The 25257-nt window shown below is 50.6% G+C and carries 26 protein-coding genes; 16 read left to right on the top strand and 10 right to left on the bottom strand.

Annotation, left to right across the window (positions count from 1 at the left end):
- Positions 1-2 precede the first annotated feature (2 nt).
- Positions 3-1127 (bottom strand): hypothetical protein, encoded by a 1125-nt coding sequence (locus tag LQ229_RS27060; RefSeq protein WP_253074564.1) that lies wholly within the window; start codon positions 1125-1127, stop codon positions 3-5.
- Between the two features lie 11 nt (positions 1128-1138).
- Positions 1139-3088 (bottom strand): DNA polymerase III subunit alpha, encoded by a 1950-nt coding sequence (dnaE, locus tag LQ229_RS00760; RefSeq protein WP_253074563.1) that lies wholly within the window; start codon positions 3086-3088, stop codon positions 1139-1141.
- A gap of 202 nt (positions 3089-3290) precedes the next feature.
- Between dnaE and LQ229_RS00755 the strand changes: the two genes are divergently transcribed.
- The 7 genes from LQ229_RS00755 (at position 3291) to LQ229_RS00725 (ending at position 9129) form a co-directional block, all read left to right on the top strand.
- Positions 3291-3533: an AbrB/MazE/SpoVT family DNA-binding domain-containing protein gene (locus LQ229_RS00755; protein ID WP_216539388.1), complete on the top strand. Its 243-nt coding sequence runs from the start codon at positions 3291-3293 to the stop codon at positions 3531-3533.
- Entirely contained in the window at positions 3530-4261 is a 732-nt protein-coding gene (locus LQ229_RS00750; RefSeq protein ID WP_216539390.1) for an ABC transporter ATP-binding protein, read from the top strand. The genes LQ229_RS00755 and LQ229_RS00750 overlap by 4 nt, the downstream gene beginning before the upstream one ends.
- Complete coding sequence (locus LQ229_RS00745) at positions 4258-4992, top strand: ABC transporter permease (RefSeq protein ID WP_216539392.1); 735 nt, start codon at positions 4258-4260, stop codon at positions 4990-4992. The genes LQ229_RS00750 and LQ229_RS00745 overlap by 4 nt, the downstream gene beginning before the upstream one ends.
- 369 nt (positions 4993-5361) lie before the next feature.
- Positions 5362-6621 (top strand): tyrosine--tRNA ligase, encoded by a 1260-nt coding sequence (gene tyrS, locus LQ229_RS00740; RefSeq protein ID WP_216539394.1) that lies wholly within the window; start codon positions 5362-5364, stop codon positions 6619-6621.
- A 129-nt stretch (positions 6622-6750) separates the two neighbouring features.
- Entirely contained in the window at positions 6751-7131 is a 381-nt protein-coding gene (locus tag LQ229_RS00735; protein ID WP_216539395.1) for a BlaI/MecI/CopY family transcriptional regulator, read from the top strand.
- Complete coding sequence (locus tag LQ229_RS00730) at positions 7124-8647, top strand: M56 family metallopeptidase (protein WP_230190695.1); 1524 nt, start codon at positions 7124-7126, stop codon at positions 8645-8647. The genes LQ229_RS00735 and LQ229_RS00730 overlap by 8 nt, the downstream gene beginning before the upstream one ends.
- Positions 8648-8760: 113 nt before the next feature.
- Entirely contained in the window at positions 8761-9129 is a 369-nt protein-coding gene (locus tag LQ229_RS00725; RefSeq protein ID WP_216539399.1) for a DUF4180 domain-containing protein, read from the top strand.
- Between the two features lie 60 nt (positions 9130-9189).
- Here the strand turns inward: LQ229_RS00725 and LQ229_RS00720 are convergent, their stop codons facing one another.
- Both LQ229_RS00720 and LQ229_RS00715 read right to left on the bottom strand, forming a co-directional pair.
- Positions 9190-9462, bottom strand: coding sequence for a hypothetical protein (locus LQ229_RS00720; RefSeq protein WP_216539401.1), 273 nt, complete (start codon positions 9460-9462; stop codon positions 9190-9192).
- A gap of 120 nt (positions 9463-9582) precedes the next feature.
- On the bottom strand, positions 9583-10827 hold the full coding sequence (locus LQ229_RS00715) for an MFS transporter (protein WP_216539402.1): 1245 nt from the start codon (positions 10825-10827) through the stop codon (positions 9583-9585).
- A gap of 189 nt (positions 10828-11016) precedes the next feature.
- Here LQ229_RS00715 and LQ229_RS00710 point away from each other — a divergent pair, with 189 nt between their 5' ends.
- The 3 genes from LQ229_RS00710 to LQ229_RS00700 all read left to right on the top strand — a co-directional run bounded on the left by LQ229_RS00710 (position 11017) and on the right by LQ229_RS00700 (position 13572).
- On the top strand, positions 11017-11439 hold the full coding sequence (locus LQ229_RS00710; protein ID WP_230190694.1) for a MarR family transcriptional regulator: 423 nt from the start codon (positions 11017-11019) through the stop codon (positions 11437-11439).
- A gap of 27 nt (positions 11440-11466) precedes the next feature.
- A complete protein-coding gene (locus LQ229_RS00705; RefSeq protein WP_230190693.1) occupies positions 11467-12504 on the top strand; it encodes an LLM class flavin-dependent oxidoreductase in 1038 nt (345 codons plus the stop codon).
- A 663-nt stretch (positions 12505-13167) separates the two neighbouring features.
- Positions 13168-13572 (top strand): DUF1801 domain-containing protein, encoded by a 405-nt coding sequence (locus LQ229_RS00700; RefSeq protein WP_216539409.1) that lies wholly within the window; start codon positions 13168-13170, stop codon positions 13570-13572.
- Between the two features lie 243 nt (positions 13573-13815).
- Here LQ229_RS00700 and LQ229_RS00695 read toward each other — a convergent pair whose 3' ends face one another.
- Complete coding sequence (locus tag LQ229_RS00695) at positions 13816-14676, bottom strand: GNAT family N-acetyltransferase (RefSeq protein ID WP_230190692.1); 861 nt, start codon at positions 14674-14676, stop codon at positions 13816-13818.
- 154 nt (positions 14677-14830) lie between these two features.
- On the opposite strand from LQ229_RS00695, the gene LQ229_RS00690 reads away from it, so the two are divergent.
- Entirely contained in the window at positions 14831-15703 is an 873-nt protein-coding gene (locus tag LQ229_RS00690) for a putative RNA methyltransferase (protein WP_230190691.1), read from the top strand.
- Positions 15704-16412: 709 nt separating this feature from the next.
- Here LQ229_RS00690 and LQ229_RS27240 read toward each other — a convergent pair.
- From LQ229_RS27240 to LQ229_RS00675, 4 genes are all read right to left on the bottom strand, one after another.
- Entirely contained in the window at positions 16413-16586 is a 174-nt protein-coding gene (locus LQ229_RS27240) for an Hsp33 family molecular chaperone HslO (protein WP_216539414.1), read from the bottom strand.
- A gap of 304 nt (positions 16587-16890) precedes the next feature.
- The gene (locus LQ229_RS00685) at positions 16891-17538 is read right to left on the bottom strand and encodes a transcriptional regulator (protein ID WP_230190800.1); all 648 of its coding nucleotides are present in this window, start codon (positions 17536-17538) and stop codon (positions 16891-16893) included.
- Positions 17539-17746: 208 nt separating this feature from the next.
- Positions 17747-18472, bottom strand: coding sequence for a cupin domain-containing protein (locus LQ229_RS00680; RefSeq protein ID WP_216539415.1), 726 nt, complete (start codon positions 18470-18472; stop codon positions 17747-17749).
- A gap of 122 nt (positions 18473-18594) precedes the next feature.
- Positions 18595-19773 (bottom strand): MFS transporter, encoded by a 1179-nt coding sequence (locus LQ229_RS00675; RefSeq protein ID WP_230190690.1) that lies wholly within the window; start codon positions 19771-19773, stop codon positions 18595-18597.
- A 186-nt stretch (positions 19774-19959) separates the two neighbouring features.
- On the opposite strand from LQ229_RS00675, the gene LQ229_RS00670 reads away from it, so the two are divergent.
- The gene (locus LQ229_RS00670; RefSeq protein ID WP_230190689.1) at positions 19960-20316 is read left to right on the top strand and encodes a helix-turn-helix domain-containing protein; all 357 of its coding nucleotides are present in this window, start codon (positions 19960-19962) and stop codon (positions 20314-20316) included.
- 74 nt (positions 20317-20390) lie between these two features.
- Here LQ229_RS00670 and LQ229_RS00665 read toward each other — a convergent pair whose 3' ends face one another.
- Complete coding sequence (locus LQ229_RS00665) at positions 20391-20933, bottom strand: hypothetical protein (RefSeq protein WP_230190688.1); 543 nt, start codon at positions 20931-20933, stop codon at positions 20391-20393.
- Positions 20934-21046: 113 nt separating this feature from the next.
- Here LQ229_RS00665 and LQ229_RS00660 point away from each other — a divergent pair, with 113 nt between their 5' ends.
- The 4 genes from LQ229_RS00660 to LQ229_RS00645 all read left to right on the top strand — a co-directional run bounded on the left by LQ229_RS00660 (position 21047) and on the right by LQ229_RS00645 (position 25254).
- Entirely contained in the window at positions 21047-21646 is a 600-nt protein-coding gene (locus LQ229_RS00660; protein ID WP_230190687.1) for a TetR family transcriptional regulator C-terminal domain-containing protein, read from the top strand.
- 260 nt (positions 21647-21906) lie between these two features.
- A complete protein-coding gene (locus LQ229_RS00655; protein WP_216539482.1) occupies positions 21907-22782 on the top strand; it encodes a helix-turn-helix domain-containing protein in 876 nt (291 codons plus the stop codon).
- A 144-nt stretch (positions 22783-22926) separates the two neighbouring features.
- The gene (locus LQ229_RS00650; protein ID WP_230190686.1) at positions 22927-23907 is read left to right on the top strand and encodes a BadF/BadG/BcrA/BcrD ATPase family protein; all 981 of its coding nucleotides are present in this window, start codon (positions 22927-22929) and stop codon (positions 23905-23907) included.
- Between the two features lie 36 nt (positions 23908-23943).
- The gene (locus tag LQ229_RS00645; RefSeq protein WP_230190685.1) at positions 23944-25254 is read left to right on the top strand and encodes a 6-phospho-beta-glucosidase; all 1311 of its coding nucleotides are present in this window, start codon (positions 23944-23946) and stop codon (positions 25252-25254) included.
- Positions 25255-25257 lie beyond the last annotated feature (3 nt).

Raw genomic sequence — 25257 nt, 5'->3', positions numbered from 1 at the left:
ATTCATCCTCCAAGCGCTTTGATTTTGTCCGCTATGACGTGCACCTGCCCGTTCCGCATGCGGACGTCGCCTTCAAGTAATATGCCCTGTGGATTCAATTCGTATAAAAATGACTTGTATGTCTTGGGATAGAGCATAACTTCAATCATATCCGTATGATCCTGTAAGATAAGCATTAGCACGTATTCTCCGCTGTTTGTCGGGTAACGCCTGCTGTGGATAACTGTTCCGCATATGCGGACACGCGTATCATCGCTGAAATCCGATAACGCTTGGATAGGAACGATATTGAAGCGCTCCGCGAAATCTTTCCATTTCCCGGGTACGGATTGTTGCAGCGAGAAGCCAAGCAGCGCCTTTTCCATTTTTCTTTTTTCCGGTTCGGTAAAATCGGGAACCGTTACGTTCGCCGAATGCATGCCTGTTGCCATGGGAAAATCGTTCAAGTACGCGATCATCTCCTTCCGATGAAGGCCGAATCGATCGCAGGCGCCCGCGGCGATCCAGGCTTCGAGCACCGTTTTTTTGATCCCGCTCGCTTTCATCCGGCGAACCCATTCGGGAAACGTCTGAAATACGCCGTCACGTTGGCGGGAACGCATCATAGCGATCACCGATTCCGGCCCCGAGCCTCGGATGGCATCGAGCCCCACGCGGATGCCTTCCTCTTCGGCACGAAACCCGAACCCGCTTCGGTTCATATCGGGACCAAGCAAAGAAAGGCCCATTTTGACGCTCTCCCTAATGTATACTTTTTTGTCGTAATAACCTCCCTCCAAGCTTAATAAAGAGGCCATGTAGTCTTTCGGGCAATGCGTTTTTAAATAAGCCGTCCAGTAGGCCAGATAGGCATAGGACACGCTATGGGCTTTATTGAAGCTATAACCGGCAAAACGGGCCAAAAAATCGAATACGGCCAGCGCTTTCCCGTTCGCCACGCCTCGTTCCGCCGCTCCACGAACAAAACGCAACCGGTGCTTGGCCAGCGCTTCGACTGATTTGGCGGAAAGCGCCCGCCGGAGAGAATCGGCTTCTCCCACGGAACATCCCGCAACCGCTTGAGCAATGGCCATCACTTGTTCCTGATACAGGATCAAGCCGTACGTCGGCAATAGAATCGGCTCCATTTCAGGCAGTATTACCTTGAATGTTTCTTCGCCTCGCCGCCGATTCCCTCATTCCATGCTCCGGGCCGGTATAGAGCGAGCAGATCGGCTAAATGGCAAATATTGCGCGGCTCCATTCTGCGCATTAACCGGCGGATCCCCATGCTTTCCAATTGGAAACATCCGAGCGTATTTCCGCTGCGGATCGTGCGGAACGAATCGGGATCGTTTAGAGGAATATCGCCGCAATCGAGTTGTTTGCCTGTTCGTTCGCGAAGCGATGCGAGAGTATCGTGAATGATCGTCAGGTTGCGCAAACCGAGGAGATCGATCTTCAATAAGCCCATCGTTTTAATATCCTCCTTATTAAAAGGAGTCATCGGTTCCCCGTTCGGCCGCCGCAGCAGGGGGACAATACGGGTCAAATGTTCGTCTCCGAGAATAATGCCCGATGGGTGGGCGGAATGCTGGCGAGGCAGCCCTTCAAGCCGTTCGGCAAGGCGAAAGAGCGATTTGAACGGTTCTCGGTCGACCGGCAGCTTGCGCAGTTCCGGCAACGTCTCGAGACTGTGGCGGATACCGCCTTTCCCGGAAAAAGAGGGGAGCAGTTTGGCCAGCGTGTCGACTTGTTTTTTCGGCAAACGCATATAAGCACCGGCTTCCCGGACCGCCCCCCGCGTTCCAAACGTGTTCAATACGCCGACATGAGCGATCCGGTCCGCTCCGTATTTGTCTTTGACGTATTGCAGCAATTCGTGTCGCCTTCTTTGGCAGACGTCCACATCGATATCCGGCAAATCGGCGCGATCCGGACTGAGAAAACGTTCAAACGAAAGGCCGTGCAGAAGCGGATTCACCTCCGTGATGCCAAGCAAATATGCCACCAGGCTCCCGGCGGCCGAACCTCTTCCGGGTCCTACGGGAATGTTCCTGTTCCGCGCAAACCGTATCATATCCCATACAATCAGGAAATAGTCGGAGAGCCCTCTTTGCCTAATGATCTCAAGCTCCCGGTTCATTCGCTCTTTCCATGTGGGCCACTCCGAACCGTCGGGAGCCGGAACGGCCGAAGCGAATCGGCGCCGCATTCCTTCCCGGCATAACCGGGACAATGTTTCATCCGCGCTTTGCGGCGCACTCGCATAGCTCGTTTCTTCCGAATCTCTCCCGGTATCTGCGTTCCAAATTGCCGGAACGGAGAAGCTTGGAAGCCTATGCTCGCTTCGTTCCGGTTGGAATCGGCATCGCTGCGCGATCCGCACCGTATTAGCCAAAGCGTCCGGCAGATGGCCGAATTTCTCCGTCATTTCAAAGGGCGAAGGAAGATAGAACGGCCCGGTCGCGGAAGGGGCAGCCGCACCGGATTGTTTCTCGTGCCGGATCATATGAAGCAAGGGAGCGTCCTCCGGAGCGAGGTAATGCACGTCGTGAGTAGCCGCGAGCGGAATTTTCATTTCCCGGGAAAGGCGAACGGTCCGCTCCAACAATGCATCGTCGTCTTCCAATCCGTGATGCTGAACCTCCAGAAAGAAATTTTCCTCCCCGAACCATTTTATATATTGGAGCGCTTGTTTCTCTGCCAGATCCATCCGCCCGCTCTTAATCAGACGATGAATGCTGCCGGTTCTGCCCCCGCTTAGCGCAATAATATCCCCATGACAGGCCGGGGGATAGAAACGATCGCTGTTCAACCGCTCGACGATCTGCTCGTAGCCCCGATGGGCAACCGCCAATAAAATGAGCGTTTCTCCCGCGTCCCCGACCGGCATTTCGCATCCGACAATCGGATGAATGCCGAATTTCTCCGCAAGTTTGCAAAACGGAATCATCCCGTTGATTGCACCTTTATCCGTTATTGCCAGCGCATCCATGTTCCATGATGCGGCAGTTTGCAAGAGATCTTCCAGGCTGCACGTCGCTTCCGTCAAACTGTATTCCGTATGAACATGAAGATGTACGAAGCTTGTCCCGGGTTTTTCCATGACGGCACTCCTTTGAATAAGAACATTTGTTTCTATCATACCGGCAGGTTTGATCGTTGTCCATTGGAGGTTGTTTCCGGTTTATCCGTTATGAACCAGCCGCATTCGGAAAAACTTGCACTAATCAGTTAGTTGAAGTATGATTAGTGTAACGAGTGGGAAAAGTTATACAAATTACACAAATGGTAAGGAGAAGAATCGTATGGTAAACGAAAAGAAACAATCGCCCGAAGGCAAATTTATGAGTACGGTAAAGGTCGGTGAAAAGGGGCAAATCGTGATCCCCAAAGGAGCGCGGGATTTGTTCGATATTAAACCGGGCGATACCCTGTTGTTGCTCGCCGATAAAGAACAAGGAATCGCCATCGTGAGAAACGATTTATTCAAAAATTTTGCGAACGAAATTTTGCGCGTACAGGATAAACCGGAGGAGGCAGGCGAATGACGGCAATTCAAACGATCGATCTAACCAAAGAGTTTCGTCACCGAACGGCTGTAAACTCTCTCAACCTCTCGATCGAAAAGGGAGAATTTTTCGCATTGCTCGGACAAAACGGCGCCGGAAAAACAACGACAATTAAAATGCTTACATGTCTGCTGCCGCCTACAAGCGGCGACGCTCTCTTACTGGGCGACAGCATCAATAAACATCCGGAAGCCGTAAAACGAAAAATCAACGTGTCACCGCAGGAAACGGCGGTAGCCCCAAACTTGACGGTTAAAGAAAACCTTGAACTGATGGCGCGAATATACGGAAAAACGAAGCGGGAAGCGAAGGCGACGGCGATTGACATGATGAGCGCATTCGGTCTTTCCGAACGGGCCGTCGACAAAGCCAAAACGTTGTCCGGAGGCATGCAGCGACGATTAAGCATAGCCATGGCGCTGATTTCCGATCCGGATATCGTCTTTTTGGACGAACCTACGCTGGGGCTTGACGTCCGTGCAAGACGGGAGCTTTGGAAACACATATTCGAATTGAAAGGGAAGGTTACGATCATTCTTACCACTCACTACCTCGAAGAGGCCGAAGCCCTGTCGGACAAAATCGGGATTATGCACGAAGGGAAGCTGCAAGCTCTGGGAACGGCGGAAGAGTTGCAAAGGGCTACCGGCCAGGCAACGCTTGAGGATTCCTTTCTTGCGCTGACGGAAGAGGAGGTAATGTCATGAGTTTTCTCCCTTTTGCTTCGCGTAATCGAAAGGAATTGATGCGCGATCCGCTCAGCATCATATTCGGAATCGGACTGCCTGTATTGCTGCTTTTGTTAATTGCAACCATTCAAAAAAACATGGCCGGTATGCCGGTTGAAATATTCAAAATCGAAAATTTCACACCGGGAATCGCAATGTTCAGCCTGTCCTTTATCTCTATATTTATAGGAACGCTGCTTGCCAACGACCGCAGCAGTTCGTTTTTGGCTCGGCTGTTTGCTTCGCCCTTATCCGCAAGCGATTATATTGTCGGATATTCGCTTCCGGTCATCCCTATCGCTTTATTGCAAAGTGCAATCTGCTTTGTAACTGCCATTTTTCTGGGATTGCCTATTCATGCCAATGTGCTGATCGCAATTCTTTCCCTCATCCCTGTCGCCGTATTGTTTATCGGTTTCGGGCTATTGCTTGGCAGCATCCTCTCCCATAAACAGGTCGGGCCCATTGCGTCCATCGTGGTTCAGGTGGCGGCCCTTTCGAGCGGCATGTGGTTTGATTTGGACATGATGGGCGGCGCGTTGAAAACGGTATGCTATGCTCTTCCCTTTGCCCATGCCGTGGAGTTGGCGAAGGCTGGTCTCGCCGGAGAATATGCGGCAATGCTGCCGCATCTCTGCTGGGTACTGGGGTATGCCGCGGTCATATTTTTGTTTGCCGTCATGCTGTTCAGACGAAAAATGAGAAGCTAATTTTCTCTTCTCGAAAAGTTGACATTGATATATTATTTCTCTATACTATCTTTAATCTTATATGCGATATACGTTGAAAGAGCCTAGTAGCAGCTTATTCCCTGTTCTAGAAAGTCGGAGGCGATGGAACCCGATACATAGTAAGCTGGCGAATTACACTCTGGAGTATCCCGGGTAATGCCGGGCGGCAGCGGCGAACGATAACTCGCCGAGAGCGGCACGAATGGCGCGCGTTACGTCGCGATGCTTCGTTGGTGCAAACTGGGTGGTAACGCGGTTAACAATCGTCCCTATGTCTACAATAGACTAGGGGCGTTTTTTTATTTTTCAACGGCGCAATGATGTATTGAATCGAAGGAGTGTATGGCAATGAATATTATCGACGAACTCGAATGGCGCGACGCCATCAATCAACAGACGGATGCGGAAGGTCTCCGCGAATTAACCGGTCAGAAATCGATCTCGCTCTATTGCGGCGTGGATCCGACCGGCGACAGCATGCATATCGGTCACTTGATTCCGTTTATCATGTTGAAACGTTTCCAGCTTGCAGGCCACCGGCCGGTCATTCTGATCGGCGGCGCAACCGGTACGATCGGCGATCCGAGCGGACGCCAAACCGAGCGCTCGCTGCAAACGATGGAACAAGTCCAAGCAAACGTAGAGGCGCTGACTGCGCAGATGAAAAAGCTGTTCGTGACGGAAGGCGACAATCAGATTCGCCTGGTCAACAACTACGATTGGACGCATAATATGAATATTATCGAATTTTTGCGCGATTACGGCAAAAACTTCAGCATCAATTCGATGCTTGCCAAGGACGTTGTAGCCAGCAGGCTGGACAGCGGGATTTCGTTCACGGAATTCTCCTATCAAATTTTGCAATCGATCGACTACCTGCATCTGTACAAGAATGAAGACGTGCAACTGCAAATCGGCGGGTCCGACCAATGGGGCAACATTACGAGCGGCCTCGATCTGATTCGCAAAAAAGAAGGCCCCGAGGCGAAAGCGTTCGGACTTACCATCCCGCTTATGCTGAAAGCCGACGGCACGAAATTCGGCAAAACGGCGGGAGGAGCGATCTGGCTCGATCCGAACAAAACGACGCCGTTCGAATTCTACCAATTCTGGGCGAACACCGATGACCGCGATGTCGTGAAATACTTGAAGTACTTCACGTTCCTGACCAAAGAAGAGATCGAAGATTTGGAGGAGAAGGTACGGACCGAGCCGCATAAACGCGAAGCGCAAAAAGCGCTGGCCGAGGAAATGACGAGATTCGTGCACGGCGAGGAATTGCTGGAGCAGGCGAAACGCATTACCGCTGCGTTGTTTAGCGGCGATATCAAATCGCTCACCGCCGACGAGATCGAGCAAGGCTTCAAGGAAATGCCGACATACGAAGCGGCGCGGGAATCGAAAAATATCGTCGAGTGGCTGGTCGAGCTTGGCATTGAGCCGTCCAAGCGGCAAGCGCGCGAGGATATTGCGAAAGGCGCGATCTCGATCAACGGCGAGCGCATCGGCGATTTGGAGCTTGAGATTACGCCGGATCAAGCGATCGGCGGCCGCTTCATCATCGTCCGCAAAGGCAAGAAAAACTACAGCCTGGTGCGGTTGTCATAACAGAAATAAGAAGCTTCCCTTGGATCGAAGGGGAGCTTTTTCTTGTTTCCCGAATGGCGGTTGACAGGATCGGTTTACTAATGTAGACTGATCGTATGTTACATTTGTAGACCGTTGGAGGGATGAACGATGCACCTGGCCGATAAAATATCCAATTCGGAGCTTGAGGTCATGAAACTACTATGGCAGGCGGATTCGCCCGTATCGTCCACGGAGATCCGGAGCATGCTGCAAGACGAAAAAGGATGGGAAAAATCGACGATCCTGACGTTAATCCGCAGATTGCACGATAAGGGAGTTATAAACGCGGAGAAGCGGGACGTTTTTTACTACTCTCCCAATATTTCCGAAGCGGAATTTGCGGAATTTCAAATGCAGGAGATGGCGAACAAGCTGTACAAGGGCAATGTTAAAAGTTTGGTGGCGGCGCTCTGTCACGGAGGCAAGCTAAGCGAGGCGGACATTGACGATTTGAAGGCGTACTTTAAGGTGGAGGGGCAAGATGAGTGAATTTTTGCTAACCTTATTGTCGCTCTCCGTTTCAGGCGCGTTGATCGCTCTGTTGTTATTGGCGATCAAACCGATCGTCCGTTACCGGCTGTCGCAATCGTGGCAATATTATATATACCTGATCGTCATTCTGCGGCTGCTTGTTCCGATTTCTCCCGGGCCCAATTTCATCGGCGGTTGGTTCGAACGCGTCGTGCCTCCCGCGGAGCGCGTCATCAACCGCGGCGCCGATATCATCGTCTCCGGGATTGCCGGTACGCATGCTCCGACGGCTTTGCCGATGCTTGCAAAGCAAATGCAAGCGCAGACGTCCGTATGGGAGATGCTGTGGATCGTTTGGTTTATTGGGGCGGCCGCCATGTTCATTTGGAAAGGGTACGGCTACATGAGGTTCCGCGGGCAATTCAGCGCGGGGCATCGTACGGTTACCCAACCGAACGTACTGGCTATGCTGGACGATTGCCGGCGCGAATTGCAAATCGGGGCACGGGTGCCGCTATACCGCAATGCGCTGGCGCCTACGCCGATGTTGTTCGGGCTGCTGCGGCCCGCGATCGTGCTGCCGGATAACCGCAATTACGACGAGAACGAATTGCGTTATATTTTCCTGCACGAGCTTACCCATTTCAAGCGCCGCGATTTATGGTATAAATGGCTTGCGCAGCTCACGCAATGTCTGCATTGGTTCAATCCCGTCGTCTATTTGGCCGTAAGGGAAATCGACCGGGCCTGCGAACTTTCTTGCGACGAGGCGGTAATCAAGAGATTGAGCCCGAAAGAGAAGCAAGGTTACGGCAACACTTTAATCGCGATGGCGGCGTCCGGCTCTTACCGCCCTGCGGCCGGCGCGAGAGCGATGAGCGAGGAGAAGCGGCATTTAAAGGAGAGATTGACGGCGATCATGAAATCGGGAAAAAGAAGCGCGGCGATTGCGATCGTTTCGTTTGCATTGGCCACCTTGATCGGCTGCGGAGCGTTGTTTACCGGATCGTTCGTCCAAGATCGCGCCCGGCCAAGCGGCGAACCCGAATCGGGAAAAATGTACGCCGGTTACAATCTTGAGGAAATTGCGAAGGACCGAACCAAGTATGTCGGCGACAATTCCAAAGTATTGCATCTTGTAGAACAACTGCCGGCGCCGGATCCATATTACGTGCAACGCTATATCGCCCTGCAAACGAGTCAACAGCCCTACGGCCTAACAGCCTTCTATGAGCCGGACTCCGGAGCGAATGATGTTCCGCCCCGGCCCGATCACGGGCCGAATTCCAAGTTAGCGGATATTTGCCGGCAAAATGCGCTTGTCTTGTTCGCGATGATCGATAATGTGGACGAGATTACATTCGCTTTCCGAAGCGGTCCTTCAACGGGACAGTTGGATCAGTCGGCATACGACGCTCATCTAACGTTTCTACGGTCCGATTTCGCACGGCATGTCGATTTTAACGAAATCGCCGTTAATATTGAAAAGCTTGGCCAGCTGTTGGAGAATTGGGATTCGTCCTTTCCTGATTGAGGGTACATCATTTAAGTTCATGCGGATGCAAGGCGCGGCCGAGAATGGCTGCACCGTCTTTTATCTGTTGATTCGCGCGCGTTACGGTTCGCAAAACTTGTAGGAGGGTGACTATGAATATTACAAAGGTGGAAGCAGGCGGGAAACATATTGCCGTCGCGAGCGGCAGCGAAATCGCAATCGAGGATGTTCAATCGGCAATGGATCTTATGGCAAGCGTACAATATGAAACAGGGTGCGATCGTATCGTTATCAACAAATCCTTGTTTAGCGAGAGCTTTTTCGATTTGAAAACGCGGCTTGCGGGCGAGATTCTTCAGAAGTTCGTCACTTATCGCGTGAAGGTTGCTATTGTTGGAGATTTTTCCGTGTATTCAAGCCAAAGCTTGAGAGACTTCATCTATGAATGCAACAAAGGAAGCCATATCTTTTTCTTGCCGACCGAACAACAAGCGATTGAAAAATTAAGCACGCTGCAATAGAAAAAACGGAACGTCTGCGTCGGTTCTCCATGCGGCATAGAGGGGGACCGACGGCTTCGTTTACATCACAATTTCTTTTTCCATGACATGATCGTCCATCACAAAACCGTTGCCTATATCCGCTACTTGAGTTCGTACCGTCCGAAATCCTTTTTTCTCATAAACAGCAATCGTTTTCATAACGGCCTGAACGGATTGAAATTTGCCGAGCATATAGTCGATCTGTTCTTTTGATATAATGCTAATAAAATATTCATTCCAAATTTCCGATGCCAACCGGGCTAAAAGCTCGACGTCTTCCTCTGTCGCCACTCTTGTAAAGGCAAGTTCCATTCGTGCAACTCTCCCTTCTCCATGGATTTAATTATAACTTAATGTAGGAAATGGTTTCAAAAAAACCGCCTTAATACAACGACCAATCTAAAAAAGATGTGTGTATCAAGGCGGATTTTTTTAATGCCCGGATCCTGCTCGGTCGACATGCTTCACGTGCTTCCGATTGAGGAAGATGAACAACACCGATACCATGACAAACCCTGCGCCGACGATGAACGGAACATGCGGATTGAACCATTCCGCCAATTTTCCCGCAAAAAACGGAGCGACAGCGCCGCCGAGAAAACGCAGGAAGCTGTACGCCGCAGAGGCTGTCGAGCGCTCTACAGGAGCGGCGTTCATAACGGCTGTCGTGATGAGCGTATTGTTATTCCCCAGCAAAGCTCCGGCAACAATGACTGCGGCGATGACGACCCACTGCGTCGAAGTCCAGATTCCCATCGCCAGCAGAACGAGAGCGAACAAGAACAGCATGGCGCACATGGATGCGACCGTCCCGAATCTTTGCTGCAGTTTCGGCGCCATAAACACGGACGTGAGAGCCAGCAATATGCCCCATCCCAAAAAGACATAGCCCAGCCCATGTTCATCCAGGTTCATGACGAAAGGGGCGTAAGCGAGCAAGGTGAAGAAGCCAAAATTGTACAAACAAGCGGTTATTCCGAAAACAACCAAGGAACGATGCCGCATGGCCCGGAAAGGGTCGAGCAAGGAGGTTTTTGCTTTGGCAACTTGCGGGGTCTTGGATGTCGGCATCATCAAAACCAGACCGGCAAAGGCAATCACCATCAACGTCGCGACACCCAGGAACGGACCTCGCCATGAAATAGCCCCCAGTTCGCCTCCGAGCAGCGGCCCGATGGAGATGCCAAGACCGATCGCAGCTTCGTACAGAATAATCGCTTTCGCCGTACCGGAATTGGACAGGGTTACGATTGCGGTTAAAGCCGTGGCGACAAACAGCGCGTTTCCCAACCCCCAGCCGCCTCTTAGTCCGACCAGTTCCCAAATGCCGTTGGAAAACCCTCCGAGCGCCGAAAAGACCGCAATAATGACAATGCCGGCAAGCAGAGTCCGCTTGATCCCGAGTCTCGACGAGATGGCGCCGGTGATCAGCATCGCTGCCGCCATCACGGCATTGTAGCTGGTGAACAGCAAGGTGACTTGACTTTGGGAAGCATTCAACTGTTGAGCGATCGCAGGCAATATCGGGTCGACGAGCCCAAGCCCCATAAAAGCGATAATACAGGCAAAGAAGACAGCCCACACGCTTCGCGGCTGCTTGGCCAAGCCTTCTTTTTCCCGTGCGGATGAATTTGTTTTTAATGCGGGCGATGCATGGTTTGGCGTTATTGAAGACATATTTATTAACTCCTCTTCTTATTGCTGATTTTCAAAATACTTGTATGATGAAACTACATGAATGTATTATACAACTATATCGGATGTTGTCAATTTGAATTGCCGATGGAGGGCGTGATTTGAAAAGCGCCGGCGATGTGTTACGATGATTCCATAGCAAATAAAAGATTGTAGTGTGGTGGTAAAATAATGGATGAACAGTCACTGAAAGATATCGAGCTTGAGTTGGCGATTTTGATTCGTCGGATCACGTCGATCTCATCCGAGAAAAGAGTGGGAACTCTCGATCGATCCGCATATTTGTTGTTGCAGCAATTATCTGTCCATGGTTCTGCCGGAGTTAAGGCATTGGCGGATGAATTCCGCCTGGATATATCCACGGTCAGCAGACAAGCCGCAGCTTTGGAGCAAAAAGGATATGTGTACAAAATTCCCGATCCGGTGGACGGCAGGGCTTTCTCCTTTCAAATCACCGATCTGGGCGCTAAGGAATTAGCGGAGCACAGGAAGGCGAGGTTGGCCCGAATGAAGCATTTATTAAAAGACTGGACTGATGAAGAATGCCAAAGATTCGGACAACTCTTAAGCAAGTTTAATCAATCGTACAATTGAAATATATCAGCGATGGAGGGGACAATGTTGAGTATAGATAATCGGTCTCATATCAAATTGGGTATTCTTGACCAGGTATACGTCAGCGAAGGCCGCAGCGCGGCAGAAGCGCTGCAGGAAGCGACGCGTCTCGCGCAAGAGACGGAGAAGCTCGGTTACTCCCGTTACTGGGTGTCCGAGCACCATTCCATGCCGGCCCTCGCTTTCTCAAGCCCGGAGGTGCTGGTCGCCCACTTGGCGGCTGCAACTTCCCGCATTCGCGTCGGTTCGGGCGGCATTATGCTCCCGCATTACAGCGCGTATAAGGTTGCCGAGAATTTTCGCCTGCTTGAAGCGCTCCATCCCGGCCGCATCGATCTTGGCCTCGGGCGCGCGCCCGGCGGCATGCCGCTTGCGACAAGAGCGCTGCAGCAGGACAAATACGTGGACGTCAACAAATACCCCAATCAGGTGCTTGATCTAATCGGATACCTGCATGAAGCGATGCCCGCAGGTCACCGGTTTGAGAAGCTGTTGGCTGTTCCGTCCATTCCGACCGCGCCTGAGATTTGGCTGCTGGGCTCGAGCGGCGAGAGCGCAAGAATCGCGGCGCAGCTTGGCACCTCGTACGCATTCGCAGAGTTCTTCGGCACGCCGGGAGGACAGGAGGCGACGAAGTACTATAACGAGCATTTTGAGCGAAACGGCCTTTTGGAAGAACGGCCGCGTTCGATGATTGCCGTACTCGCCATCTGTGCGGAGACGGAAGAAGAGGCGAATCGCTTGTCCAAGAGCAGCGATTTGTTGTTTCTCGGCATCCGGACCGGCATGGAAATGCCTTACCTGCCTTCCGTCCAGACGGCAATCGAGTATCCGTACACGGAGATAGACTTGCTGGCGATTGAACAAATTCGCCAACGGCGCTTAATCGGCACGCCGGCTCAGGTGAAGGAGCAGCTGCTTCAAATGGGGCAAGACTACAACGTCGGCGAGATATTGATCAACAGTCCGATTCACGACCCGCAAGCGCGCATTCGCTCGTATGAGCTGATTGCGGATGCGTTCGGGATGCATACGACAATCTAGGAGCTTGCGGATACCACGCCGGTCCACTTGCTACGACATGAAACGCAATCTTGAATGGTTGCGTTTTTTCGCGAATAAGGCGAGGCAAATGCCCGCCGCCGGACAACGTTGAAGAATGAGCGCTGCGAAAACACTGGCGATGCATCGAAAAAGGCTGCGGATTCGATTTCATGGAAGTTGTCATACGTGATTGGCTGGGCCGGCAACTCACCGCGGCCAATACCAATTCCTGCGAAAAGAGTCAATTGCATAATAGCTGCGCGGCTGACGGTCCGTCGAGCGAGCTAACGAAACTTCCAAACGCTAATGCCTGCTAAATCATCTGATTGCTGGCGCAACGAAACGGAAACACGCTAATGAAGGGAAAAAGGCGTTAAGACAGCCGATTTCCGAGGAATAACGATACCTGCTTTCGTTAGGATTGGAACGTCGTCATTTTGAGCCCAATAAGGATTGTTAGTTTCGTTAGCGCCGAACAAGAAGCGTAGGGCCGCGCGGATCTCCTTCGAAATAGGGAGCTCCCCCTCCGATACGCGTAATAAAGCCAGTTGCATCAACGGTGGCGAATGATGAAATGGACTCAAAGAAAATTAGCAATATAAAAGAATTTCATTGCATTGTTCTATGATAAAGTTATGAAAATAAGGATAAGGGGGATTTTGTATGGCAAAAGCGGCGAAACGGTCCGATTCAGAGCTGGTAGCGGAGTTTATGAAGCATCTCGAACACCCGCTTAAACGGGAAATCGAGGAAGTCCGGCAAATCATTGCGAACGCCCACCCGGAGCTGAAGGAGCATATAAAATGGAATGCGCCGAGCTTCCATTATCAAGGGGAGGACCGGGTGACGTTCAATTTGCGAAGCAAAGACTACCTTCTCCTTGTCTTTCATTGCGGAGCAAAAGTGAAGAAACGGGCGGGCAAGGAACCGCTGTTCGAAGATACGACAGGGTTGCTGGAATGGGCCGCCGCCGATCGGGCGACGGCGAAGCTGTACGATATGAATGATGTGATTGCCAAAAGAGACAAACTCGTACAGGTCATCGGCAAGTGGCTGGAAGTAAACTGACCCATGCGAACTGCCCATCTACCAATGATTGACTGCATGCTCGGCGAAGGCGAATAGCCTTTCTGCGCGAGGGAACCGTCGTCGTTGAGCAAGTTGCCCGGCGTAACGATATGATTTTGCATACGTCTACCCCTCCATCTAATGAGTTGTTGGGTCAGTTACCCCAATTTCCCTCTTTTCCCCGCAATAGTAGAGAGCATCCCTCTTGGATCGGGATGCTCTTCATTCATATAGACTTCGTCGTTACAGATCGCCAATGTAGTATTGGAACTCGGATCGAACCTCAAACCCGACGTTGCGGTATAGATGCAAAGCACGGTCATTAACGGTAACGACGCTTAAACGGATCTGCGCGAACCCTTCTTCCAACAGAAGACTCACCGTCTGTGCCAGAACGTCACGTCCAAGCCCTTTCCCTTGGCGGGACGGCAGGATGCAAAAGTCATGTATGATCGCGGCAGTCGGCTGCAAGGCATTAACGCGAATCAGGCCGACCCGCGTATGGTTCGCCAAAGCGATATAGTTCATACGGCCGGGCTTATTCGTGCGGGCCCAATATTCGCGCGTCCATGACTCCGAATCGCCGAAAGCTTGGGATAAGCATGATACGATAAACTCCAAGTCTGCAGGTTGCGCGGGGTGCAAGCCTATATCCGAATGATGGGGTTGCGCGGTTCGCAAATGGGCAAGCGTCATCGAGTATTCCGATCTGTTGAAGCCTGCTCCCAGAGACTGTACGCAGCCGAAACCAGAGTCGGAACCGGAAGGGATCCGATAGCAGATCGTTTGCAGCCTTTGCAGCTTCATATCTTCCCGGGCGCGCTGCAGCATGCTGCGAAACACGCCTTGACGGCGGTAGTCTGGATGAACCGCCGCATTGACATTTGCGATGATGCCGTCGGAAGTGTACCAAGCGAGAACACCGATGACCTCATCCTGACGGTAACATAGAATTGCGCGGTCTCCGCCTTCTTTTCCGAGATGTTCGATGCCGACGCTAACGTTTATTTGTTCAAATTGTTTACATCGTTGCTCGAGCCGAGCGATAGCGTCGATTTGTTCGTTTGAATGATCTGTCAGTTCAGTTATAGTATAATGTAACATGGATGCTTGCTCCTTCTTTGGCGAAGGAAAATACGCGGTTTATGGACCAGCAGGCGCTATCCTTCGAGAATAGGTCCGGCTATATTCGTTATCATATTATCCCCTCCAATAACTTAGCCCGATCATATCATATTTTCAATAGGAAGTGGTACAAATGTCCAAAATGACAGACAGCGCGAAGCTCGTGAGCAGATTTGAATCGGCATTGAGATGCCCGCATTGCGAAAATCCAATGAAGGTCGCCGGGCTGAAGAGTCTCGTATGTCCTAACAACCATACGTTCGATTTTACAAAACAGGGATATGTCAATTTGTTGCCCCGTCCTTCTGCCGGCAATTATAAGAAGGAACTGTTCGAAGCAAGGCATAAAATTGTTGTGGAAACTGGGTTATACGCTTCGATGCATAAGACGGTCGGGAAAGCGATCAAGGAATATGCGGATGCCGGGAATCCTTGCCTGGTTGCGGATTTGGGCTGCGGGGAAGGTTCTCATTTATACAAAATATTGGACGAATGCGACAATCCGGAAGTAACAGGCGTCGGTCTCGACATTTCAAAGGAAGGCATCATAATGGCTTCCAAAAGATACGATCGTTCAATTTGGTTTGTCGGCGATTTGGCGAAATCGCCGTTCGCGGACCAATCGTTTCCCATCGTTCTTAATATTTTTGCTCCGTCCAATTATAAGGAATTCAAGCGGATGTTGGTTCGGGACGGACTCGCCATCAAGGTTGTGCCCGGCCCCGATTATTTAAGGGAACTTCGCGAAGCGCTTTACGATGACGATGAGAAAAGGGCGTACACGAATGAAGATACGGTGTCGCTTTTTAAAACGCATTTTCATATGCAGCATCTTTTCCATCTCAACGATACGAAAAAATTGAATCAAGCCGAACGCCAACAGTTAGTTCAAATGACCCCTCTTGCCTGGTCGAGGGATCAAGCGCGCATTGATGCGTATTTAGACCGGGATGTAAGCGAGATTACGATCGACCTGCATATATTGGTTGGAAAATACACTGAATGAGCCCGGAACTCGAAACTGCAAGCTGCGAATCGCGGCTGTAGGTCCGATTTCCGCGAACAGGCGCCAAAAGCGGATAAGGTACGGCATTAAAGGCATCGCTCATTGTAAAATATACAACATTTCTCCCCTTCAATCTTGGGTTTCGGTGCTGCTGTTGTACAATATACAACATTTTTGGGTCAAAACCGGTCATTTTGCCATGGAATTGACGATTATGTTGTACATTGTACAACATGGATCACCAATTGTGGCCTTTGCCCCTCACCATGTTGTATTCCATACAACTTGTGTTACGAAAACAGATGGAGAAGGGCGCATCCGACTTGCCGGGCCGAGTCGTCTTTACTCGGAATCATGACCACCCGCCCAACGGGTGGTCATGATTTTACTGTGATCGGGGGAAGGGGCGTCGCAATCCGACCGGTAGCGTCTTTCGATTAACGGTAAATTGTGGAGTATTTTTGTCGATATCCCCCTCGTTCAGTAGCAATTTCGTTCAGGGACCGATCTTGTTCCGGATCCTGCTTGCTTCTTTCCGCAGTTGTTGTCCTCAGTAATTGCATCCGCTGCAAAAAGCAATTTTCAAACGGTAGACGAATATATCGCCACCTTCCCGGACGAGGTGCAAGACACTTTGGAACAAATGAGGAAACAATCAAAGAAGCGGTTCCCGAAGCGGAGGAGGTCATCAGCTATCAGCTTCCGGCGTTCAGGTACTTATGGCTTTTCGGCGAGAACGACGTTCATCACGGAGCAAGGAGGAGATCCGCAATTTGCTCCGGGCCGTACGTATATTTTTTCCGCACATATGGCATACGATCTCGATCGAACCGTCGTTTTCATGAGCGTTCGCCAGTTCTTCCTTACCCAACGAGTACAGCATACGGAACAAAATCCCTTTGGTGTGCATCCGCAGAAGAGCCGCAGAGGCTCTACTCCTTTCACCGAAATCGCGGGGAACTCCGCGGCTTCGCGGACCGTCGTTCCGCTGTTTGTGACAAAAAGGGGGGATTTGGGAATTTCGCGGACACAGGATACGTTATTTGACCCAAAAGAGTGCAATTTCCTACCTAAAACCTCAATTAGAGGATCCTGTGTCCGGATAGATGCCGAGAATGGAGGAATGTTCACAATTAACGTACCCAGTGTCCGGATTGCTAAAGTCCGGCCGTTACGGCAAGCTCATTTCAAACCTTCAACTTATAGGTACGAATTCTCTCTCGCCCGCTTGCGACGTACAGCAATTGCATATCAACCAAGGCATGCAGGATGCGCCGGGCGTGCCGGTCGCTTATTCTTAGATGACGCGCAAGTTCCAGCGGCGCGAACGGACGCAGCAACCGACGCGCCAGGCGCATCGTCTCCGCCTCCAACCAAGTTAGCTGCGAAGGCACGTCTGTGGATACGAATTTGCCGATAAAAGTGAGAATAAGCTGCTGACAAAGCTTGGGTTCATCTTGAATTGAAGGAAACGCCAACGGCAAGAAAACCCATCCGTCGAGCGCCAACAGGCAATGTCTGTTGCATAAATCTTTAAACCGTCTTACGTCAAGATCTCTCGCATGCGGTCCGTAGCCTTGAATTTCGATTCCGCCTTTCGCTCCTCCGGGCATATAAGCAAAATCGAGGTAGCGGTATCCGTTATTAAAGTCACGCACCTCCCACTCGGGATACAGGTGATTGAAGTTGCCTACAGCCGGGTACCAGACGGAACGGAGAAACTCAACCGACCCGTGTCCCAGTCCTTTCTCAAGCCGTTCGCGCCTTCTGGATTTTTCTTCCTTCGAAATATTTGCCTGTATCCAGTCCTCATATGTTTGTTCAAAACGCCGCATGATCGACACCACATCGCTCCTTCCTTTCTTCAACGCTCGGAAACACAAAAAAGCCGCCTTGATACGAACGACCCTAGATTCATTAAGGTCGCCAGTATTCATGCGGCATGTGCTTCATGACCGTTTATTTGAATTCAGTATATCGCGAAACCGGACCTCCGGCAATCTTTATTTCATAAGAAGTCGGGCCAGACCGCGAGTTGCGCGGTCACCCTCCGTTGCCGACGGCGGGCTGCCGCGAGGAGCCTGTCGGCTGCCGGTAGCGGTATCCCTGCGGTTGATTGCAGTAAGCCTGTTGCGGGTAAGCCTGCTGTGAGTAAGCTTGCTGCATATATGACTGTTGCGAATAAGCCTGCTGCGGGTACGCCTGCTGCACAGGAACTCCTTGGGCTTGTTGAACGCTGCACTCGCTCGGCGGGCCGATGAACACCGTCTTCGTAATGGGTGCCAACGTATCCCTTACTTTTCGCTCGTCGAGGCAATACGTATGGGCAAGCACGTTTGCCGGAGTTAAGCGCAGCAAGTCGGAACCGCCGATAAATTCCGGAATCGGCGCATCGAAGATGGCCAATAAGTGGGTATTGTCGGCGGTAGCCACTTCGTAATGCCACCAGCCTTGGGGTACATTCGCCACCTGGCTAGGCCCGATCGGATAATTGCGCAACTCTTTCGTGAACGGATTGAGTATGGAGACGACGGCCGCGCCGGAAATACAGTATACCAGTTCCGACGCGTTCTGGTGGTAATGAGGTTCGATCACGTTCCCGGCGCTCAAATAAATGTCCAACAGGGATGTATTTCCAAGCGTGTTAAGCTGCCTGATCGAAAGAGCGTTGATATAATTCCGGTCATCCTTGCGGAAAAAAGGGTTATTGCGTAAATCATACGTAAACTGCGCGTTCGGCGAAGCATAGTCCATGTAAGAAATCGCCACGGTATTCCCTGCCTTTCCAATTCGATATGGGCTTTCGTCTATGGGATACCATATGCTTTCTTTCAAATGCGTGTGCGCCCAAGTTGCGTCGGTCCTTCGCCCTTTGGCTTTGCTTCGGCACCTCAGCGCAGAGACGAAGTAGTAGCTTGTAATCGCTTGTTTCCGACCGCAAAACCGATCAAGCCCGCCCCTAATCCAAGCGCTACGATGAAGCCTGCCGCCAACGGATGATACAGGAGCGTAGATGCGGTGTCGGCCATCAAACCGCCCGTGCCGGCTCCGATGGCCAATCCTAAATGGGTTGTCGATGTGTTTAAACTTAGAACCAAATCGGATGAGCGGAGGGCTTGTTGAATGAAATAGCTTTGAATAGCCGGACCGACCGTAAACATGGAAAGCATGACGAAGCCGACCAACATCAGACCGATAAGAGGGACTTCGGTTAGCAGCGGCAGAAGCGCCAAAGCGGCAATTTGCACGATCATTCCCAGAACGATGACTTTTGCCGCTCCCCATCGATCGATGCCGTACCCCCCCGCGCGCGAGCCGATTGCGCCGACAATGCCCAACACAAGCATAACGATACTTACGTTGGCGGCATGGATGCGAAGATGGTCTTGAAGAAACGGTGTCAAATAGGTGACGAAGACGGAGCCGCCCGATTCTCTGAATAAAGTGAGCAATAAGCCGAATACGATCACGGAACTGCCCAGCACCTGGAATTGCTGCCGGAACGAAACCGGAACGCTTCCTTCGATCGTGGGGAGGAGCCGGAAAATGATCAGCGCAATGATCAAACTTAGCAAGCATAATATGATGAATATGGCTTGCCAACTCAACCAATTGGTGATCGCGATCCCCATCGGCACGCCCAAGATGAGCGCGCTGCTGAACCCGAATACGATCGTACCGATTGCGCTTCCCAATTTGTGAGGCGGCACGATTTTGGCGGCTATGCCGAACGTGACGACAAGATAAACGCCCGAAGCGATTCCCGTGATGACACGGGAAACCATAAAGAGCGCAATATTCGAACTTAGGGAAGAAATGACGCAGCCTATCATGAATAAGAGAAGTGAGGCGACGAGCACTTTTTTGCGTTCCAAACGGGAAGTGAGCGCTACCAGTATCGGCGTACCGATCGCAAACGCAAGCGAATAAGCCGTAATCAGTTGGCCGGCAAGGGCGAGAGAAATATGCAGGTCTTCGGCGATGACGTATAAGATGCCGGAGACGACCAACTCGGAAGTTGCGGTTAGAAACGCTCCAAGCGCAAGTATATAAATTGACAGTCGATTCATTGGACAAATTCCTTTCTGCTCTATGTTGCCGCGGCCAGCACATGGCTGTTTTTCGGAAAATGGATATTGCGAGATCTCTTTGTTGTATTATAATTAGGTCACGATAATTATGTAAGAAGGCAAAGGATTTGTTCATTGTCCAAATGAATTGACTAACTAACTATTAGTAAGTGAGTGGTGTATACAATGGAATTAAGGAAGGAAGAAGAACATAAACAAGGGTATTCCAACATCTGTTCCGTGCTGCAAATACTTGGCGCGAAATGGGCCTTTCTAGTGATTGCCGAGCTTTCGAAAGGGAAAAGGCGGTTCAAACAGCTTCATCGGGATTTGGCGATCGTCAGAACGCAATCTTTAACGGATGTGTTGAGGCAATTGGAACAGAACGGGGTCGTTCGCCGCGAAGTGTTTCCCGCGGTGCCGGTAACGGTGGAATATTCCTTGACCGAGAAAGGAATGGATTTCAAGGCGGCTTTGAAAGAACTGGACAATTGGGCGTTGAAGTGGAGGATAAGAGAGGGTGAGGGGGAAGAACATTCATAATGCAAGAGTCAGCCGCAACTGGGGTTGCGGCCTATTCGCGCTTATCCTTGCGTTCCGTTTCGCCTGTCGTCCCGTTAGCTAAGCTTCGATTTCTTGGGCCATATAAAATTGGAGACCGCGATAATGAAATCGATGCCCAGCGCAAGCGTCCATATTCTTAACACGCCGGACAGCGCTTCGGTACGGGAAGGATCGTTAATAAAATAGATGAGACCGGCCAACAGTCCCGCACCGATGAGATAGGAGATCACATGCCTGCCCCAACTCTTCAAATAATGTTTGGCATAGTCCATGCCGAATCGTTTCGTCGGCGGGGGTCCTTGTTTTACGATATAATATCGAAAACGTTCGTCCGCCCATGCGATCATGCTCTTGCCGAATCCGATCGATACGCCGATATAAACGGCGGCAATCGCATGAGGCGTAGTCGCAACGGCCCCGCGGTATAAATCGACGCTTGTCGCAACCAACAAGATCAAATCGATAACGGGAGTCAAGGCTAACAGGAAAAGTCCCAGTTTAGGCTTCTTGAACAAGTACCGTACCATCAAGCCTAATAAAATAACGACCCAAAACCCGATTTCACTGGCAATGATCGCCCACGCGACAAAATTCATATCATCACTTCCCTTTTTCGCACATGTGTATTATATAAAATAAAAATTATTATAACATCCGATTTTAAATAGCACAACTGTATTATTTCATTCGTTTTTGTTAAAATAGGACTATGCCAAAAATAGTCGATCATGAAGAAAGAAGAAATGAAATTGCCGAAGCTACGTGGCGGGTCATCGTCAATCTGGGCATGAAAGGGGCGACAGTTCGGAATATCGCGAAGGAAGCGGGATTGTCTTTAGGCGCTTTGCGCCACTATTTTGCTACACAGGACGAACTGCTTACTTTCGCGATGAAGCTCGTAAAAGAAAAGGCGACGGCTCGAATTAACGAGATCGCCTTAGGAGACCTGCCTCCGAAGGACAAAATATTGCGGATCCTGCTCGAACTTGTGCCGACGGACGAACAGAAGACGGCTGAAATGGAAGTTTGGTTCGCTTTCACCTTTCATAAAAGATACGAGGGAGAACTTTTCGACGCGAATCATGACGAGATATACAACGGTATGCGCAAGCTAATCGAAGGGTTGGATTATTACGGCTTGCTGCGCAAAGAGTTGGATAAGGCGGTGGAGACCGAAAGATTGTACGCCTTAATCGACGGAATAGCGCTGCACGCGCTATTGGAGCCGCATCGTTTGGATCGCGAGCGGATCGTCGAAGTGCTTACTTATCATCTGAATTCGATATGCGCAGATGCAATTTCCGAATAATTTTTATGTTCATTTAATATTGAAATAAGTTGTCTTTAAGGTTTCGCTACTATACTGACATTACTCACCCTTTTATATAGATTGCTTGACGGTTGGCCGGGACCGCAACGCCGGCGACAGCCTCGGGAAGACGAACCCGGGGCTTTTTTTACCGGATCTATTTCGGCAACTAGCTTTCCATGAGCTTATTTTTAATGTAAACACTTTCAACTATATGGTATAATAAGAGTAATTTTGCGCGGATACAGTTAGGGGTGAAGGTGTTGCGGCAGCATCCAACGATAGCCAAAGATCATATTATGCTCCCTTCTTACTTGCCGATCCAGATTTCGCAGAATCACGGCGTATCTCCGCTCTTTCAACGATTGCACCGGCATCACGAACTGGAAATCAATTATATTGTCGAAGGGACGGGATACTATCTTATCAACGGGATCAAGTATTCGTTCCGCAAAGGCGATATATTGCTGATTAACTCGAACGATCTTCATCGCGCGTTTGAAACGGAAAATTTGGAGATCGAGGTGATTATGTTCGATCCGTCGTGGCTTGCAACGGAACAGCGGTACGATCCGGAATTGCTGCTGCCGTTTCATGAGATGGGCATCAGATTTACCCATTTATTGGATCGGACTCATCCGAAGCAGATCGAACTTGCCGAAATTTTGCAAGATATGCGCACTGAATTTCTCAACCAGGCTCCCTCCTTCGTCTCCGTTATTCGCTCGCATCTCATTCGGTTTTTAGCGTTAGTCAACCGGTATTTCGCTTTGAAAGAAGCGAACAAAACGCGTTTTAAACTGCAAGGATCGGATTTAATTCAAGATGTCGTTCAAATTATGGAACAGCAAATCGCGATACCATGGACGGTTCGGAGACTCGCCAATCTGGTGCATCTAAGCCCGTCGCGCTTCTGTGCGTTGTTCAGCCAGATCGTAGGCACCTCGCCGATCGACTATTTGATTCAATTGCGGCTTGCGCATGCCGTTCACTTGCTGAAAACGACGGATCGTAAAATAATCGAAATATCGATGCTTTGCGGTTTTCGCAATTTGTCCAATTTTAACCGGCTGTTTCGGCTGCATATCGGCCAATCGCCGACCGATATTCGCCAGGCGGTCCAGCACCATGAATGAAGATTACAGTAAGATTGTATCAGTTTGTAATACATTTGTAGTAGCTTAATCCGATAGGTTCTTGGTAATTTAATTATAGAATAACAACATTGAATCCCTCAGATTAGGCGGATTGTATACTTTGACAAGTTAGGGGAGTTTCTATTGAACATTTTTTTGGGCGTTGACGCCGGTGGTACGAAAACACATGCCTTAATTGTCGACGAGACCGGTCGGGTGCTGGGACAGGGGTACAGCGGCAACGGGAATCACCAAATCAATCGCGCCGAAGCCGAACGTAACGTTCATTCCGCCTGCGACCAAGCGCTCAGAGAGGCGAATATTACGAAGGACGATGTCACATTCGCGTTTTTCGGTATGGCGGGTGCGGACCGTGCAAGAGATTTGGCCATTTTAAGGCCTATTATTTCCGGCCTTGAGTTTAAGCGCTTTAATATTGTTTGCGATACGATGATCGGCATGCGCGCCGGAACGGTGCATCCATACGGTCTCGTTATCATTAGCGGAACCGGCTTTAATTGCGCCGGCCGCAACGCGCAAGGAGTACAAGCCGACTACGGCGGTTTCGGCTATATGTTCGGCGACGGGAAAGGATCGGGATCGGATTTCGCGGTTCATGCTTTTCGCTCGGCGGTTCGGGCATGGGACGGACGCGGCGAGCCGACGATGCTGCTCGACATGGTTTTGAAAAAAACGGGATACGATTCATTCGATACCTTATATGAAGATGTGCTGTACGGGCACGAAACGTTGCCGCCCGACTTGGGCAAATTGGTATTCGAGGCGGCGGAACAAGGCGATTCGGTCGCGATTTCCATATTGGAAGAAGAAGGAGAGGAACTGGGGAATGCGGCTCGGGCGATCATACGCAAGCTTCATATGGAGAACGAGAGCTTCGATGTCGTATTGGCAGGCAGCGTCCTGCAGAAGAGCAAAGGATTGCATTTAGTCGAAGCGATTCGCAGAGTCGTCAATTCGGTTGCGCCGCAGGCCAATATCGTCAAGCTCGAAATGGAACCGGTCGTAGGGGCGGTCATGAGCGCGATGGATGAAAGCGGCCATGTCATTGATGAAGCCGCTTATGCCGCTCTCAAAAGCATAACGTTTAAAGTTTCCAATAAATAGCAATAAATTGGAACAAAACATTGAGGAGGATGACAGATGAGTAATCAATCCGGTTTGAAAGTTGCGGTGATCGGCGGTGGATCTTCTTATACGCCGGAAATTGTCGAGGGATTTATTCAGAAATATAGCGAGATGCCGATTCGCGAGCTTTGGCTTGTCGATATCGAGGAAGGACAGCATAAGCTCGAAATCGTCGGCAATTTGGCCAAACGGATGGTCAAAAAGGCGGGCCTGCCGATGGAAGTCCATTTGTCGCTAAACCGCCGCGAAGCGATCCGGGATGCGGATTTCGTCACGACCCAGATTCGCGTCGGATTGCTGGAAGCGCGCAAACGCGACGAGCATATCCCGATCAAATACGGGATGATCGGTCAAGAAACGACCGGCCCGGGCGGAATGATGAAGGCGCTGCGCACCGTTCCGGTTATTCTGGACATATGCCGGGATATTGAAGAGTTGGCGCCGAACGCATGGATGTTGAACTTTACGAATCCGGCCGGAATCGTGACGGAAGCGGTCGCCAAGCATTCCAAAGTTCGATCGATCGGATTGTGCAATTCCCCTATCAATTTCCAGAAGTATTTGGCGAAAACGTATGGGGTTAGCCAAAAGGAAGTCCTTCCGGAATTCGTCGGCATTAACCATTTGCATTGGGTTACGGCCGCGTATGTGAACGGGGAGGACAAACTGGACGAATTGCTCGATCCGAATAAGCAGTATTCGGCCAAAAACGTGTCCGCGCTCGACTGGGATCCGGAATTTCTCCAATCTTTGCGCGCTATTCCTACCTATTATTTGAAATATTATTATATGACTAACGAAATGTATAAAGACATGAGCGAATCGCTGGAGAAAAGCGGCACCCGCGCCGAAGTCGTCAGCCGCGTCGAGAAAGAGCTGTTCGAATTGTACAAGGACGAAAATTTGCAGGAGAAGCCGAAGCAGTTGGAACAGCGGGGCGGGGCGTATTATTCCGAAGCGGCGGTCAACTTGATGTATTCGTTGTATAACGATGCCCGCGATATCCAAACGTTGAACGTAGCGAACGGCGGCATTTACGACTTCCTTCCCGCCGATGCCAGCATTGAAGTCAATTGCGTCGTGACGGGGCACGGGCCGCTGCCGATTCCGCCGGTAACCGTGCCGGAACATGTGAAAGGGCTGCTGCATGCCGTCAAAACATACGAACAGTTGACGATCGAAGCGGCCGTGACGGGCGATCGGGGAATCGCGCTTCAAGCGTTGGCCCATCATCCGCTCGTTCCATCCGTGAATGCAGCCAAGGAAATGTTATTCGAAATGTTGGAAGCTAACCGCAACTATTTGCCGAATTTTTTTAAGTCCTAATCG

This window comes from Paenibacillus sp. CECT 9249 (assembly GCF_918697855.1).
In the GTDB taxonomy this organism is placed as follows: Bacteria; Bacillota; Bacilli; order Paenibacillales; family Paenibacillaceae; genus MSJ-34.
Note: the sequence above shows the minus strand (reverse complement) of the source record. Positions and strands in the feature narration are given on the sequence as shown.